Raw genomic sequence first — 16,764 nt, 5'->3', positions numbered from 1 at the left:
GCCTCCCCTGCCTCCCCTGCTCCCTCATCCTCACACTCCCTAACTCAAACGTATTGGCTTAAAACCCGATTTCAATGGTAAAGCTGCGAATCTTTCCTGTATCTGTGCTAGCTTTATCTGCAACTTCCAGAGTCCAGGTTCCTTGGGGGCTTTTACCTTTAAAGGCAGCAAGTTTTGGGGTGTTTACCTCGTCATAGGTTGTTTTGATATTATCTGTAGCTCCGCCCTGGCGATCGTGCAGAACGATGGGAAGTATGCCTATTTGTACTGGGGGAAGGAGAGTAACTACAAGATCCCCAATATAAGTATGCTCGATATCTACATTAACTTTGATGGATTTCATCAGGCTGGTATTAGCGATCGCCAACGACAATGTTGATGTTTGCAAATCGTTAATTGGGATATCTTGTACTGCCTTGAATATGCTAATGGGCGATGTTTGCGCCGGCTTGGCTAATTCTACAGCTTTAAGAGCATTGATTCGACCATAACCATAGAAGGGGCTGCGACCATTGGCATCATATTTACCTCCAGCTTGATCGATGCGATCGCAAGAGCGTTTAATAATGTCTCGTACTTCGTCCCAACGCAGATTTGGGTTTCTGGCAATAATCAATGCTGCGACACCAGCCGCACCAGGACAAGCACTAGAAGTTCCGCCGAATTCATTCGTGTAGTTACCTCCGGCATCACCCAGATTTACATTACCGGAATTATAACCAAGTACACCAACGCGATCAGTTGTCCAAATTCCAGGGGTTTGAGAACTATCACCATTGTTACTGGGAAAGGCACACCACACCGCCTGACCGAAGTCACTGTAAGCGCTTCTGGTGCCAAAGTCGTTACAAGCTGCGATCGCAATTACCTTTTGGTAGCTGGCGTAGCCGTCGTTATCCACACTTTCGTTACCATTGCCAGCCGCGAATAAAATTACACATCCCTTGCCGTTGCGTCCTTTATTGATTGCAAAGTCCATAGCCAGTCTTGTGGAGTCAGGCAAAGGTACTTTTTGCTTGTGTAGAGGATCGTTTGGCTCAAACCAAGTCCCATCTGCTGGACCCCAACTACAAGAAATCACATCAGCACCATTTTGAGCCGCCCAAATAAAAGCATCTGCTTCATCCTGTGACCCCAACGACGAAGCTAAACGAATCGGCATCAGTTTTGCACCTGGTGCTACACCTGATGCACCAAATTTCCCGTTGCCACAAGCTACTCCGGCACAAGCTGTCCCGTGGTTATTGTCGTTTCCCGGTCTGGGATTGTCATTTTTACGTGTGACATCGCGCGGGGCAACAATCTTTCCAGAGGAACGGAATTCTTCATGATCGAGATCCACGCCGTCGTCGATAATTGCAATAATCGTCCCAGTGCCATCGCTTAATTTCCAAGCTGCTTCAACGTTGGCATGGGCGTTAATTACCTTACCGTTAATTGTTGTTTGCTTTAAGTGCCACTGCTGCGGGAAAACCTGACGTTGGCGTGATTCACGCACTAGTTCAGGATGGCACAGTTCGACTGATTCCTCATTCAGAAGTCTCTCGGCGATGTCAAAGATCGCTATACCAGTATTTGTAGGTGCATTGACAAAATAAGCATTTCGTGCATATTCAAGTTGACGTTTAATTGTTAGGCTGTAACGTCGCAATATCTCTTGGCAGACCCTTGATTCTTCTTCATTATCGAATTTAACAAAGAGGTTTTCGGTGTAAATTATCGGTTGATTGGAGGCTGGATCGATCAAGACACGTCCGGCAAATTGGACTTCAGACTCTTGGTTGAGAATTTCACGGGCGCGATCGCGCAAAGCGACACCCTGAGTCGGAACTTTCGCACGCAAAATTTCTACACCCGCTTGCCGAAACCGCATTGTTAACTCGAATTGACTGAGGATGCTACGAGCTGTAGGTGACACAGGTGCTACTTCAAACGGTCTTGCACCAATTAGAGTACTGCGGCTTTCGGTACGCACTACAACGTGTTCATCACTGATAGCAAGTTCATACTGTTGACCGTTCTGTCCACCATAGCGAACCTGAACCATAGCTTAATCTCCTGGGATATTTGTCTTGAAAATTGGGCATTGGGAAATCGTATTATGCACTACTTTTAAAGCTTGCTATAGGCAGCGTGCGTTTTTTAGTTTATGGGTGGTTTTTATTTCATGTGTTATATGTGTATTACGACATTAAAAAGATCCAGCTGCAACAGAATTTAATCTCTCTAAAGTTCATACAAGCCTTCAATTCGTCTTTCCAGAAAAGAGGAATTCAAAGTCAGACTGTTTTACGAATCTTCACTATCACTAGTAGTTCGCTTTCGTGACGAAAGCGGGGTAAAGGGTAAAGGGTAAGGGGGAAAGGGGAAAGGTTTTAAATCCCTTACCCTTTCCCCTTTCCCCAGACCTCACAAGCTCATTTTTGGGTTGGCAGACTAGTAGGGATATATAGCTTGCATCCCGATAAAAGATTTGTATTCCATACCACTGAAAACGCTATAACATCATTAGAACTTGAGAAAGATGTTTTATTTTCCGGCTGAGTATTTTCTACAGGTATACTCTTTACCCCTGATTGCTGAAGTGAAATTTCAAAACGACTATTTTTCTGAGTATCCTGAACAAATTCGGGTTGGTAGCGATAGCACTGCTATATCTTATACTCGTAAGTCTGGGTACTATGCAATACATTATAATAATCAACCCAAGACGGTAGCACCAGGAGCAATTTTACAACTTAACGATGGTGCGATGTCTACGATGGTCACTGAGCCTTGTCGAAGTGCGGGCTACGCCTACGCAGTTTTTCCAGGCGAACCCAATCAATCAGAGCAGGGTAAACTGAGTCCAGTTTACACAATAGAACCCAATGGTTCTTTAGCAGTACCAACTGGACTGGTTTTTATCCGCTTTGCTGAAGGCGTTGATGTAAAGTCTCAGCACGAGGCAATTAATCGAGCGGGTTACGAAGTAGTAGAAAGCCTTGACTATGCGCCTCACGCCGCTTGGTTGCGTGCCCAATCAGGTAATATTGCAGATGCGATCGCAAAGATTCCTCAGCTAGAAGCGATACCAAAAGTTGAGAATATCGAACCTCAGATGCTTATGGAAAGAGGTTTGAGACAAGGGCGTTAATAATTCTTAATGGGTCACACTAAAGAATAGCGATGGCGTACCCGCCCGCCTTAGAGGTTGTTTGAAAAGTATTTCGCTGTGACTTTAGACACTTTTAGATCCCCCCTAACCCCCCTTAAACAACTACCGTGTACACACAAGTATAGTCCGCAAAGGTTTCAACCCTTTTAGCCCGGTAAATACCCAAATTTTGGGCAACTAGAAACTCCATTTATCCCGCTAATTTTAAGGTTAGGGCAACGAAACCAAGTTTTAGGTGGGATTTCAAGACTTGTGTGTACACCGTAGCCTTAAAAAAGGGGGAACCGGAGTCAAAGTCCCCCTTTTTAAGGGGGATTTAGGGGGATCTAGAATGTTTTGCTACCTAGAAGAGGACTTTTCAAACATCCTCTTAAGAGCGATCGCTTCTTTGCGGGGCGTAGCCCATCGCATTTAATGCTGTAGTTCATGTCATTTTTTCACCAATCAAATTTTATTTGCTGGGGATTTTGGTGTTTTGCATAAATAACCCAGAAAAGAGCGATAAGTATTATAAGAGCAAACAAAAAATTAACTTTTAAGTTTTAATAACTTATCAAACTGACGGGAATAATCAAATATGATTGGCAATTTCTCAGGCATTAAAATTTTATGCTTTTACTATTTAATTATCTCTATTTAATAGCAGTTATCACAGTCTGATAAAGAAATATGGTTAGGTTTTATAACAAAAGTTTTCAGATTACACACATAATTTTATGACAGCAAAACTAATAGTTGATCCTTGGATTAGCTGCCCTCAGCTTAATCCAAAGGCCCAACTTCGCTTATTCTTTTTTCCATGTGCGGGGGGTACAACTTCGACATATAGTACATGGACAAACAAATTACCAAAGGATGTAGAGGTTTACTTAGTTCAACTTCCTGGAAGAGGCCGTCGATTGCAAGAACCTTCCTATACCAATTTTTTACCTCTTATTCAAACTTTGGCATCAAAAATTAGACCGTATCTGAATATGCCATTTGCTTTTTTTGGACATAGCATGGGTGCAACACTTGGCTTTGAGATAGCGCGTCTACTACGTCATGAATATAATCTTAGCCCTGTTCATTTATTTGCTGCTTGTTGCCCTGCTCCCCAAAAACCAATTCTCAAACCGTTTATTCACAAAATGCCTGAAGCTAAATTCCTGGCTGAACTTTGCGATCGTTATAATGCAATTCCCAATGAGATTTTGCAGAATGAACAAATGTTACAACTTTTCTTGCCTTGTCTACGAGCGGATTTTACGATACTAGAGACATACATTTACAAAAGTGAAATGCCACTCGAATGCCCAATCTCTGTATTTGGAGGTTTGCAGGATAAAGCAATTAAGGTTGATGCTTTAGAAGCTTGGCGTGAGCAGACTAGTAGCTACTTCAACCTACAAATGTTTCCTGGAGATCATTTCTTTTTGCATAATTCTCAATCACTCTTTTTGCAGTCATTATCCCAACATTTAAATTACCTAGTAGCTATCAACAACAATTAAGAATTTCAGATATAAATCTATACTTTCCTAAGTAGCTAAATCTATTTCAACAAAGTGCAAAAAATAAGTCTATTGCAAAAATGGCTATTTCTGTTTTGCGTAGCTATTTTGCGATAACAAGATTGCTTGCATCGTATAAATACGATGCAATCAAACCACGTAATTTATCAATTATCCTCAAGTTTTATGACAGAATTGATCTCGACAAAATCAAATTCCCCGTTCTCTACTGGATTACCAGCTTTGTATAGCATAGCTTTTTTGTCTGGTATTTCTATAGGGCTATTTAATCCCTTTATCTCAACATTAATGGCGCAACATCAAGTTGATGATTTATGGATAGGAGCAAATTCTACGGTGTATTTTCTAGTCATAGCTTTGGGAACACCGTTCGTAGTAAAAGTATTACCCAAGTTGGGGCTTCGTAAAACTATGATGCTTGGCTTGACAATGATGGGTATTAGCGCTCCTTTGTTCACTATGACTACATCAATGCCTTTGTGGTTTATTATACGTGCTGTTATGGGCATTGCTTGTTGTTTATATCTAGTCAGTGGAAACACTGCATTGAATCACTTTTGTCATGAAGGTAATCGAGCGATCGTCAATGGTTTGAATGCTCTAGCTTTTACTTTTGGATTTGGTATTGGCCCAGTAATTGGTTCTGCTTTGTATAATGTTTCACCAAAACTTTCTTTTTTGTTGGGTAGTGCTTTAATTTTTAGCGGCGTAATTGTAGTCTGGATAGCTCTACCAGATAAAGCAGTTGTTTTTCAACAATCTTCACGTTCCGGAATTTTCAACAAGCTGAAACTTCCTCTTCAGGGCGCATTTGCCTATGGTTTTGCCGAATCAACGCTAGTTTCTTTATATCCGGTTTATCTGCTACGACAAAATTACAATATAGAGCAGATCGGCTATACCTTTGCTGTATTTGTAGTTGGCGGCTTGCTCTCTACTGTTCCAGTTACTCACATAGCAGACAAATTCGGCAGACTCAAAGTTCTTTTTATGAGCGTGTCTATCGTAATATTGTCGTTTTTATCTCTTTCATTGATTCAAAACTCTACGGCTACCCAGATATTTGCATTTATTGCTGGAGCTAGTATCAGCCCGATTTTTCCCATAGCAATGGCATTAATTGGAGCAAAACTTTCTAGAAATGAACTATCTTCTGGAAGTGCTTTGTTCACAGCTATATATAGTTTCGGATGTACTGCTGGACCTATTGCTTCATCTTTAGCTATCAAAGTTTTTGGTGATGGTTATATATTTAGCTTGACAATAATCATCTTTGCCGTGTTTTTGTTTTATGTGGGCAGACAGAATAAAAAATTTCCGTTCCGAATTACTTAACTCGTAAATATCACTGGTGAAGAGGGAAGATTCACTGGTGCTAATGGCATATTATCCCTTGCTGGAAGCGTCATAATTGATCTATAACCAAATGTTCCTGAGCCAACTCAGATTATCGTGAATGGCACTTTCGCTACTGTTCCAGAACCTAATACTTTAATAATACTGATTAGTCTAGGCATAGGTGGAGTAGGTGCTTTACTGAGTCGGTGCTATAGGGAAGAACATGAAAAAGCGAGTTAAAGGTAAATAATAGCCTTCAGCATAAAGTTACAGAAACAGAAAGTTAACCAAGTTCTTGCCGCCTACTAATATCGAGTTACATAATTTTCGGATGCGGCTTGATTTGATTGAGCTAAGTAGGTCGGCGAAATTAAAGCTAACTGGCTAAGGCTGTCCTTTGTCATTGGTCATTAGTAAGGGTTTTAAGCATATTTACGTTTCGTAAATATACTTAGTTTTTTTAACGCCAACTTACTTATGTTGTTAGGCATTTTCGAGTAAGAAAATATCTAATCATTTAAAATCCGTGAAAAGTTTACTATATGAGCTTTTCACGGATTTTAAATGATTGTGCTGTTTATACCGTGCTGCATCAGTTTTGTAGAGACCGAAATAGGCGAAATCTATTCCACATAAAGCTTTTAATATATCCGATCGCAGGTAAGTAAAATAAATAATGTCAAATTTATGGAATAGTTGCATAAATCTTTTACTTACTCCAGTTAAATATATAACAGTTCAATTACAGAACAAACGATGACAAGTTTTATTCTCTCATGTTGTAATTTCAAAACACAACAAACGGAATCTCTGTCATCAATATATGAGCAAACAAATTGAAACAAATGGCTAATTTTTTTGGTTAATTCTTACGTGAACTTCTCCAAAAATTATTCTCGAAAGTTTCAATCATGGAGAATGACTGCTTCGCTAAAACACTGATGCCAGCTAAATATCAATTTGTATTTGCTGAAATGTTATGTCAAATACTCTCAGCAAAAAACAAAAGTTAAGTTAATTGCAATACCTACTACAAGTTAAACATAATCCCTGTATGAAGACACTATCTCAAGCACAAAGCAAAACCTTACCTCAACAATTTTCTTTCACTGGAAATTCCTCTGGCAATGTAATTATTGGTAATCAGAAACTCACAATCAATGATGTTGCAAGGGTAGCACGCAATGGTGCCTTAGTGTCTTTAACCGATAACGCAGACGTTTTGCAGAATATTCACGCATCTTGTGATTACATTAATAATGCTGTTGAATCAGGGGAACCAATTTACGGAGTAACATCTGGCTTTGGTGGTATGGCCAATGTTGCCATATCCCGTGAACAAGCATCTGAACTCCAAACCAACTTAGTTTGGTTCCTTAAAACAGGTGCAGGTAACAAATTACCCTTGGCTGATGTGCGCGCAGCTATGCTATTGCGGGCAAACTCTCACATGTATGGTGCATCTGGCATCAGGCTGGAACTTATCAAGCGCATGGAAACTTTTCTCAACGCTGGTGTTACACCGTATGTGTATGAGTTTGGCTCAATTGGTGCCAGTGGTGATTTAGTGCCACTATCCTACATTACTGGTTCACTGATAGGCTTAGATCCCAGTTTTAAGGTTGACTTCAACGGTAAAGAGATGGATGCGCCAACAGCCCTAAGTCAGCTGAATTTGTCACCCCTGACATTGTTGCCGAAAGAAGGCTTGGCGATGATGAACGGCACTTCAGTAATGACGGGCATTGCGGCAAACTGCGTCTACGATACGCAAATTTTAACTGCGATCGCTATGGGCGTTCACGCTCTAGATATCCAAGCTTTAAACGGAACCAATCAATCATTCCATCCATTTATCCATAATTCCAAACCACATCCTGGTCAATTATGGGCAGCAGATCAGATGATTTCTTTGCTAGCAAATTCCCAGCTAGTCCGTGATGAGTTAGATGGTAAACATGATTATCGTGATCACGAATTAATTCAAGATCGTTACTCACTCCGATGCCTTCCCCAGTATTTGGGGCCAATCGTTGATGGAATTTCCCAGATTGCCAAACAAATCGAAATTGAAATCAACTCAGTAACCGATAATCCACTGATTGATGTGAATAACCAAGCTAGCTATCATGGAGGCAATTTTCTCGGACAGTATGTGGGTGTGGGAATGGATCACCTACGTTACTACATTGGGCTAATGGCTAAACATTTGGATGTGCAAATTGCCCTCCTCGCCTCACCGGAGTTTAGCAATGGACTGCCACCATCTTTACTTGGCAACCGAGAACGTAAAGTCAATATGGGACTCAAAGGTCTGCAAATATGCGGTAACTCAATTATGCCACTGTTGACCTTCTATGGAAATTCTATCGCCGATCGCTTTCCTACCCATGCGGAACAATTTAATCAGAACATCAACAGTCAAGGATACACTTCAGCGACTCTAGCCCGCCGTTCTGTCGATATATTCCAGAATTATATGGCGATCGCTCTCATGTTTGGAGTCCAAGCTGTTGACCTCCGCACATATAAAAAGACTGGTCATTACGATGCACGCGTCTGTCTATCACCTGCAACTGAGCGGTTGTATTCAGCAGTCCGCCATGTAGTTGGACAAAAACCAAGTTCAGATCGCCCATATATTTGGAATGATAATGAGCAAGGTTTGGATGAGCATATTGCCCGGATTTCTGCTGATATCGCGGCTGGTGGTTTGATTGTGAAAGCAGTTCAAGATATCTGTTAACAGTTATTAATCAATAGTGAACAGTCGGCAGTCAATTGAACTGTTGACTGTTTACTAATTTCATCCACTTATTGCATAAATTCTCTACATCAAGGCGATAAGTACAACAAGAGCTACAACTTAAATATTGCAACAACTTTTATGAATATTTCCCAAAATGTGGAGCGTGGTTGCTGCCTTTTTCCTAACAAACCAGCGCTCATTTTTGAAGGCTTATATTTTACTTATAAACAACTGAATGAAATGGCAAATCGCTTTGCCAATGCTTTACTGGGGTTAGGGATTGAACGTGGCGATCGCATAGCATTATTATTACCAAACATTCCTGAATTTGTTATTTCCTATCTGGGGATTCTCAAGATTGGGGCGATCGCAGTTTCCATTAACCCAAGTCTGCAAAGCGATGAACTCAAGTTTATTCTCAATGACTGTGGAGCAGTTGTACTCGTAACCACAGAAACGCTGCGAGAAAAATTGCCCAAGCAGGATTTACCGCACCTCAAGCACATCTTAATTGCTGAGGGGAAAGCATCTGACGCGATCGCATTGAGTGAATTCATGGCAAACGCTTCGTCTAGCGCCCGTGCTGTGGAGATGGAACGTGATGATCCGGCGGCGATTCTTTATACTTCTGGTACAACAGGTTTCCCTAAAGGCGCTACTTTATCTCATGGCAATGTGATTTCTAATATGCACTCAATGAATCACTGTTGCGAAATGCGCCCTAATGATCAAATTTTACTATTCTTACCGATGTTCCACTGTTTCGGGCAGAATGCAGTTCTCAATAGTGGACTTAATACCTGTGCAACTATCGTTTTACAGCGATCGTTTGACCCAGAAACGGTACTGACAACTATAAGCGAATATAATATTACAATCTTTTTTGGTGTTCCCACGACTTTTATTCTTTTATGCGATAAAGCATCTATCCGCGATTTGGATTCAGTGCGTTACTACTTCTCTGCTGCCGCAGGTTTGCCTATAGAAATTGCCAAACGTTGGCAAGACAAGTTTGGTAAAGTCATCAACCAAGGGTATGGTCTTACAGAAACATCACCATTAGCTAGTTATAACCACGAATTGAGGTACAAACTGGGTTCTATTGGTTCACCAATTGAAAATGTCGAGATGAAGATTGTCAGCCTCGATGATGGTTGCGAAGTTGCCCCTGGTGAACTCGGCGAAATTGTTATTCGCGGTGTCAATGTCATGCTAGGTTACTGGAATCGTCCGGCTGAAACTGCCAAAGCCATTAAGAACGGATGGTTTCACACCGGTGATATTGGTCAAATAGATGAATTGGGCTACTTTTACATCGTTGACCGCCTCAAAGATATGATCAACAACGGTGGATTAAAAGTATACCCAGCCGAAGTTGAAAATGTTATTTACCAGCATCCAGGTATTGCAGAGGTAGCTGTCTACGGTGTACCAGATTCAATACTAGGTGAACAGGTTAAGGCTAGTGTTGTTCTCAAACCAGACCAAGTAGTTACAGAAGAAGAAATAATTGCCTTCTGTTACCAGAAACTGGCTAAATATAAAGTTCCTAGTGCCGTCGAATTTGTCTCCTCCATCCCCAAGAACCCGACTGGCAAAATACTCAAGCGGCTACTAAGGCAAGAAAATTCTGCTGCATCTTCCCATAGTACTGTGGTTAGCAAAACTCAGACATCTGCGTCGGTAAATGTCTCTTACCAAACTGCCGAATTGATCGAAAACTGGATTATGGATTGGGTCGTGAGAAAATTGGCAGTAGCAGCCCAGTCAATCGACCAAAGTAAGTCATTTGCTGATTATGGATTAGATTCCGTTAGGGCTGTTAAGTTAGCCCAAGAATTGAGTGAATGGTTGGGATATCCCTTAGAAGCAACTATAGTCTGGAACTTCTCCACCATCGAATCTTTAGCAAGCCACCTAGCCAGTCAAAAAATTCCCCAACCGACAGAATTAGCCAAGACAAAGCCAGAGTCTAATCTGCACACAGAAAGTCTATTAGTATCTGTAGAATTACTTACAAACAAAGCAGAACTGACCGAATCAGCAGACTTAAAAGCACTCTCAGACGCGGAAATAGCTGAATTACTAACCAAAGAAATTGCCACAGTTAAACAAAGGAGATTAGTATGAGTCCTAATTCAGAGAACACAAATTACCGCTTGTTACTAGAAAATGCCATTTTAGAATTGCGGCGGATGCGGTCTGAAGTTGATACTGTTGAGCAATTACAGAAAGAACCCATCGCTATTATTGGGATGTCTTGCCGTTTACCTGGGGGTGTCAATAACCCAGAGGATTACTGGAATCTATTACATAATGGGGTAGATGCCATTAGCAAAATTCCTGCACAAAGATGGCCAGTAGATGAGTTTTATCATCCAGACCCCGATGTATTGGGGAAAATGTACACCCAGCACGGCGGTTTTTTAAATGAGGTAGACAAGTTCGATGCTCAGTTCTTTGGCATCTCTCCCCGCGAAGCCGTCAGCCTCGACCCTCAACAGAGACTACTTTTGGAAGTAACCTGGGAAGCGCTAGAAAATGCTGGACAAGCACCAGAAAAGTTAAATGGTAGTCCTACAGGGGTATTCGTCGGGCTGTCTATGGATGACTACGCACAACTGAGCTTTTATGGCGATCGCACTCAAATTGATGCCTACAATACTTTAAGTATTCTCAGAAGTATGGCAGCTGGGCGTTTGGCTTACGTCTTGGGTCTGCAAGGAGCTACCATGCAGTTAGATACAGCTTGCTCATCTTCCCTGTTAGGGGTGCATCTAGCTTGCCAAAGCCTCCGTTCTCAAGAATGCAATATGGCTTTAGCTGGTGGTGTCAACCTGATTCTCTCACCAGATCCTTCCATTGGTCTGTGTAAATTAAAAGCCTTATCTACCGATGGTCGTTGTAAAACTTTTGATGCCAGCGCCGATGGTTACGGACGCGGAGAAGGATGTGGCATAGTAGTACTCAAACGTTTATCTGATGCTTTAGCTGATGGCGATCCTATCCTGGCATTGATTCGAGGTTCAGCATACAACCATGATGGCTCTAGTAATGGTCTGACAGCCCCAAATGGTTCGGCTCAAGAAAAATTACTTCGCAAAGCCTTAGAAAATGCCAACGTCCAAGCCCATCAGATTCAATATGTGGAAACTCACGGGACTGGTACACCTTTAGGCGATCCCATTGAGGTGTTAGCCTTGGGAGCAGTATTAGGTCAAGGTCGCTCAGAAGACAATCCCCTAACTATTGGTTCTGTCAAAACTCAGGTTGGTCATTTGGAATCAGCCGCCGGAGTTGCTGGATTAATGAAAGTTGTATTAGCTCTCCAGCACACAGAGATACCACCACATTTACATTTTCAACAACCTAATCCCTATATTCCTTGGGAAAAACTGCCGGTTGTGGTTCCGACTCAACCCACCAAGTGGCCATTAGGGGCAGATGGACGACGACTAGCTGGGGTCAGTTCCTTTGGCATGAGTGGTACAAATGTCCATCTGATTTTGGAAGCAGCACCGGAAATTAAATCAGTACAGGCAAAAACTGAGCGTCCGCTTCATCTTTTGAGTTTATCGGCGAAAACTGAATCAGCACTACAGTCACTTGTCAGCCGCTACGAATCTTTTTTGGCAGGTGATAGCAAAGCAAATATAGCAGATATTTGTTTCAGTGCGAATACAGGGCGATCGCATTTTGACCATCGTTTTGCTGTTGTCGCTGAATCTACTCAGGACTTACGTCAACAATTGGCAGCTTTTGCAGCAGGTAAAACTCCAGCCGTGAGCGGACAATTACACAACAAAAAGCGCCCGAAAATTGCCTTTCTATTTACCGGACAGGGTTCTCAATATATAAGTATGGGGCGAGAACTCTACGAAACCCAACCGACATTCCGGCAAACCTTAGATCGTTGTGATGAAATTCTCCGTCCTTATTTAGAACAGCCTTTATTATCGATTCTCTATCCTGAATCTGGGACTAGCCCTCTCAATGAGACTGCCTACACCCAACCAGCTTTATTTGCCCTAGAGTATGCAGTCTCCCAGTTATGGAAATCTTGGGGCATAGAACCTACAGTAGTTATGGGTCATAGTTTGGGTGAATATGTCGCCGCTTGTATAGCAGGAGTGTTTAGTCTGGAAGATGGGCTAAAATTGGTTGCTATCCGCGCTCGCCTCATGCAGTCACTACCTCAAGATGGGGCAATGGTCAATATATTCGCCTCCCAAGCGCGAGTATTCGCAGCTATTCAACCTTATGCCGATCAAGTCTCGATTGCTGCCATTAACGGCCCGGAAAGTGTCGTTATTTCTGGACAGCATCAAGCAGTCGCAGCCGTGATGTCTACTCTGCAAAGCGAAGGCGTTAATAGTGTCAAGTTAAACGTTTCCCACGCCTTCCACTCTCCTTTAATGGAACCAGTGTTGGCGGAATTTGAGCGAATTGCCGCAGAAGTCAGCTTTTCATTACCTAATATCAAACTGATTTCTAATGTTACCAGCACAGTAGTGACCACAGAAATCACCAATGCGGAATATTGGGTCAGACATTTGCGCCAGTCAGTGAGATTTGCTTCTGGGATGGAAACCCTTGAGCAGCAAGGTTGCGAAATTTTTCTAGAGGTCGGGCCAAAACCAATTTTACTGGGAATGGGTCGTAAGTGTCTCCCTGAAGGAGTAGGAGTTTGGCTCCCTAGTTTGCGCCCAGGACAGTCGGATTGGCAACAGCTACTTCAGAGCTTGCAGGAATTATACTTGCGTGGGGCATCAATCAACTGGTCTGGCTTTGATCAAGATTATCCCCGTCGTCGCCTAGTACTGCCAAATTATCCGTTCCAGCGCCAGCGCTATTGGGTTGAGACATCCCATCGCCAACAGACTTTACCCGCCAAGACTAGCAAAACCCTCCATCCTGTACTCGGTCATAGGCTAAAATTACCATTTTCTCCAGAAATTCGCTTTGAAACCCAATTTAGCCTCAATTCGCCTGCTTACCTAGAGGATCATCAATTAAACGAAGTCAGAATAGTTCCTGGTGCATCTTATATCTCGATGCTTCTATCCGCAGTTAAAGAGGCTTTCCCCAACGAATCTTGCATCATCGAAGATTTGTTATTTCAAAATACGCTGGTTTGCCCAGATGACGGCAGTACAACAGTTCAGTTAGTTTTGACACCCCAAACAACAGAAGAGACTTCCTTTCAACTCATTAGTTTTTTAGGTGGAGAAGCAGAAAACGAAGTTAATTGGAAAACACACGGCACAGGAAAAGTCCGGCTGTTCTCGCCAGTACCCAATTTTGTAGATGTGGCAGAAGTCAAGGCTAGATGTTCTCAAGTTTTATCGGGAACGCAATTTTACTCTAGTTTTCAAGCAGTTGGCTACAGTTGGGGAACTTCATTTCAATGGCTAGAAAATATTTGGCATCAGGATGGAGAAGCTGTATGTCAAATGAAACTGCCCCAATTACAAGATGAACTCGATAACTATCAACTTTATCCGGGATTAATTGATTCATGCTTGCAACTACTCAACGTTTGCTGGGATGTTAATCCTGCCGAGCAAGTCCAGAATGACTATATGTACATTCCTTTTAGCATCGGTAGCTTTAGATTCTATGGTCGTTCCCATCCTGGTCATCAACTATGGTGTCATGGTCAGAAAACACCAACATCTAATCAGCAAAGCTTAATTGGTGACGTACATCTGTTCGACCAAAATGGGCAGTTAATCGCCGAAATCATCGGTTTTGAAGTGAGGAAAGTTCGTCGGGCAACTCTGCTGCAAAGTCTGCAAAAAGATTTAGGTGATTGGCTGTATGAAGTAGCTTGGCAATCAAAACCTCGTGAGCAAAATCATCAATTGGCACAGGCACAAGAAGGAAGTTGGCTGATATTTGCTGACCAACAAGGAACGGCGGTTAAGTTAGCAAAACTACTCAAAGAACGTGGCGATCGCACTATCTTAGTTTCTCCTGGTGCAGAATATCAAGCCGATGCAGAACATTACTACATCAATCCCTCAGAACCACAAGATTTTCAGAGATTAATTCAAGCAAGCTTAGGTAATAACCAACCTCCCTGCCGTGGGGTAGTATACCTGTGGGGGCTGGAGGAGACGCTGGAGACTTTAAATACTGGCTGTGGTAATGTGCTGCATTTGGTTCAAGCCTTGGCAAAATCAACTTGGTCTAAGTCTCCCCGTTTGTGGTTAGTTACCAGAGGAACCCAGCCAGTAGAGCCAATGTCCGATTCCTTAGCCATAAATCAAGCTGCTTTGTGGGGCTTGGGACGCGTCATTGCCTTGGAACATCCAGAATTATCATGTGTGCGGTTGGATTTAGACCCAAATGGTAATGGGAACGAAATTGAAGAATTATTAGCAGAGTTGTTGTTCCCAGACCAAGAAGACGAAGTGGCATTTCGTCAAGGTGTGCGGAAAGTCTCCCGGTTGGTGCGTCGCCAAGCTCAAACCCCGGCGAATCAACTGGCAATTGGTGAAGATGGGACTTATTTGATTACAGGTGGTCTAGGGGCGCTAGGGCTGCAAGTTGCCCAGTGGATGGTAGCACAAGGAGCGAAAAACTTAATTTTAACTGGCAGGCGTGGAGTTGTTGGTGATACTCAAGTAGCTATCAATCAACTACAGCAAGCAGGGGCAAAAGTTCTAGTTGTCACAGCAGATGTGTCCAACACGGAAGATGTGGCTCAGATGTTAGAGGCAATCAAAGCTAACTATCCACCTCTTAGAGGTATTTTTCACGCGGCTGGTGTTTTAGATGACGGGGTATTACTGCAACAAAATTGGAGCCGCTTTGCGAAAGTGCTTGCTCCCAAGGTGCAAGGGGCATGGAATCTGCACACATTGAGCAAAGACCTACCTTTAGATTTCTTTGTCTGCTTCTCCTCGGTCGCCTCATTACTTGGTTCACCCAGCCAAGGAAACTATGCAGCCGCTAACGCCTTCATGGATGCCTTAGTTCATTATCGTCGAGGTTTGGGTTTGCCAGGTTTGAGCATTAACTGGGGGCCTTGGGCAGAAGTTGGGATGGCAGCAGATTTAGATAGTCGTAGCCAACAGCGAATAGCTGAGAGTGGTTTTGCTACCATGTCCTCAGAATTGGGATTGCAACTACTGGGAGATTTATTGAGACAAGATGCCACTCAAGTTGGTGTGATGTCAGTCAATTGGGCGAAATTCCTCCAGCAATTTCCACCAGGAGGTGCAGCACCTTTAATTTCCGATTTAGCTCCCCAAACTCAGCCACAAACAAATTCTGCACAATCAGCCAAACAACTTGAACTTCTGCGTCAATTAGAGGAAACTATTGCTAGCGATGGGCTGCGTCCCGCCGTAGGCGATCGCCAGAATGTTTTGATTGCTTATATTCAAACTGAGGTTGCCCAAGTTCTCAGGTTTGAAGCAGCTTATCAACCAAATCCTCAACAGGGCTTTTTCGATATGGGGATGGACTCTCTCATGTCCATCGAGTTGAAGAACCGACTAGAAACCAGTGTCGGAAATTCTCTACCTTCGACTTTGACCTTTGAATATCCCACAATTGAATCCTTGGCTGAATATCTGCTCAACAATGTAATTTCCTTGAATGTAGCAGAGCCAGTTGTGGTGGAGCCGCAAATAGAGACTGAAGTGCAAAATGATTTGTTAATAGATATTCAGCAATATTCTGAAGACGAATTAGCAGCATTAGTTGACCAAGAATTAGAGGCTTTACTTGGTGTCTGAAGTAATTACTTGTGAACTTGCGTAAATCACCTGCTTAACTCTGATAAGTCTACAAAAGACATTCATTTATGAAGAAGGGGAAGGGGGAAAGGGGAAGGGGGAAAGGTAAAAACCTCGCCCGCAAGTGGCGCGAAATAATCCAAATTTTATGGGGAAGGTAAAAACCTCGCCCCTTGTGGGCGACCTGTTCATCCCTTTCCCCTTTAACCTTTAACCTTTTCCCTTTTATTTACTTTACACAGCTAAATGAGTCTGGCT

7 protein-coding genes are annotated in these 16,764 nt (G+C 42.6%); 6 read left to right on the top strand and 1 reads right to left on the bottom strand.

The annotated features are described in order from the left end of the window. Positions 1-58: 58 nt before the first annotated feature. Positions 59-2,047, bottom strand: coding sequence for a S8 family serine peptidase (locus GJB62_RS17370; RefSeq protein ID WP_114081780.1), 1,989 nt, complete (start codon positions 2,045-2,047; stop codon positions 59-61). A 477-nt stretch (positions 2,048-2,524) separates the two neighbouring features. On the opposite strand from GJB62_RS17370, the gene GJB62_RS17365 reads away from it, so the two are divergent. The 6 genes from GJB62_RS17365 (at position 2,525) to GJB62_RS17335 (ending at position 16,506) form a co-directional block, all read left to right on the top strand. Next, positions 2,525-3,136, top strand: a complete 612-nt coding sequence (locus GJB62_RS17365; protein WP_114081779.1) for a hypothetical protein — start codon at positions 2,525-2,527, stop codon at positions 3,134-3,136. Between the two features lie 737 nt (positions 3,137-3,873). Beyond that, complete coding sequence (locus GJB62_RS17360) at positions 3,874-4,650, top strand: alpha/beta fold hydrolase (protein ID WP_114081778.1); 777 nt, start codon at positions 3,874-3,876, stop codon at positions 4,648-4,650. A gap of 186 nt (positions 4,651-4,836) precedes the next feature. Then, on the top strand, positions 4,837-6,006 hold the full coding sequence (locus tag GJB62_RS17355; protein ID WP_114081777.1) for an MFS transporter: 1,170 nt from the start codon (positions 4,837-4,839) through the stop codon (positions 6,004-6,006). Between the two features lie 1,057 nt (positions 6,007-7,063). Next, positions 7,064-8,755, top strand: a complete 1,692-nt coding sequence (locus GJB62_RS17345) for an aromatic amino acid ammonia-lyase (RefSeq protein ID WP_114081775.1) — start codon at positions 7,064-7,066, stop codon at positions 8,753-8,755. 141 nt (positions 8,756-8,896) lie between these two features. Continuing rightward, complete coding sequence (locus tag GJB62_RS17340; protein ID WP_114081774.1) at positions 8,897-10,888, top strand: long-chain-fatty-acid--CoA ligase; 1,992 nt, start codon at positions 8,897-8,899, stop codon at positions 10,886-10,888. After that, on the top strand, positions 10,885-16,506 hold the full coding sequence (locus GJB62_RS17335; RefSeq protein WP_114081773.1) for a type I polyketide synthase: 5,622 nt from the start codon (positions 10,885-10,887) through the stop codon (positions 16,504-16,506). The genes GJB62_RS17340 and GJB62_RS17335 overlap by 4 nt, the downstream gene beginning before the upstream one ends. The last annotated feature ends 258 nt before the right edge of the window (positions 16,507-16,764 follow it).

Source organism: Nostoc sp. ATCC 53789 (assembly GCF_009873495.1).
Classification (GTDB): Bacteria; Cyanobacteriota; Cyanobacteriia; order Cyanobacteriales; family Nostocaceae; genus Nostoc; species Nostoc muscorum_A.
The sequence above is the reverse complement of the archived record's forward strand: the minus strand, read 5'-3'. Positions and strand labels throughout refer to the sequence as shown.

What these genes read in the sequence shown, in the direction of transcription:
- GJB62_RS17345 (WP_114081775.1), top strand. Translation starts at nt 7,064, where the DNA reads ATGAAGACACTATCTCAAGCACAAAGCAAAACCTTACCTCAACAATTT.
- GJB62_RS17370 (WP_114081780.1), bottom strand. Translation starts at nt 2,047, where the DNA reads ATGGTTCAGGTTCGCTATGGTGGACAGAACGGTCAACAGTATGAACTT.
- GJB62_RS17335 (WP_114081773.1), top strand. Translation starts at nt 10,885, where the DNA reads ATGAGTCCTAATTCAGAGAACACAAATTACCGCTTGTTACTAGAAAAT.
- GJB62_RS17360 (WP_114081778.1), top strand. Translation starts at nt 3,874, where the DNA reads ATGACAGCAAAACTAATAGTTGATCCTTGGATTAGCTGCCCTCAGCTT.
- GJB62_RS17365 (WP_114081779.1), top strand. Translation starts at nt 2,525, where the DNA reads ATGTTTTATTTTCCGGCTGAGTATTTTCTACAGGTATACTCTTTACCC.
- GJB62_RS17340 (WP_114081774.1), top strand. Translation starts at nt 8,897, where the DNA reads ATGAATATTTCCCAAAATGTGGAGCGTGGTTGCTGCCTTTTTCCTAAC.
- GJB62_RS17355 (WP_114081777.1), top strand. Translation starts at nt 4,837, where the DNA reads ATGACAGAATTGATCTCGACAAAATCAAATTCCCCGTTCTCTACTGGA.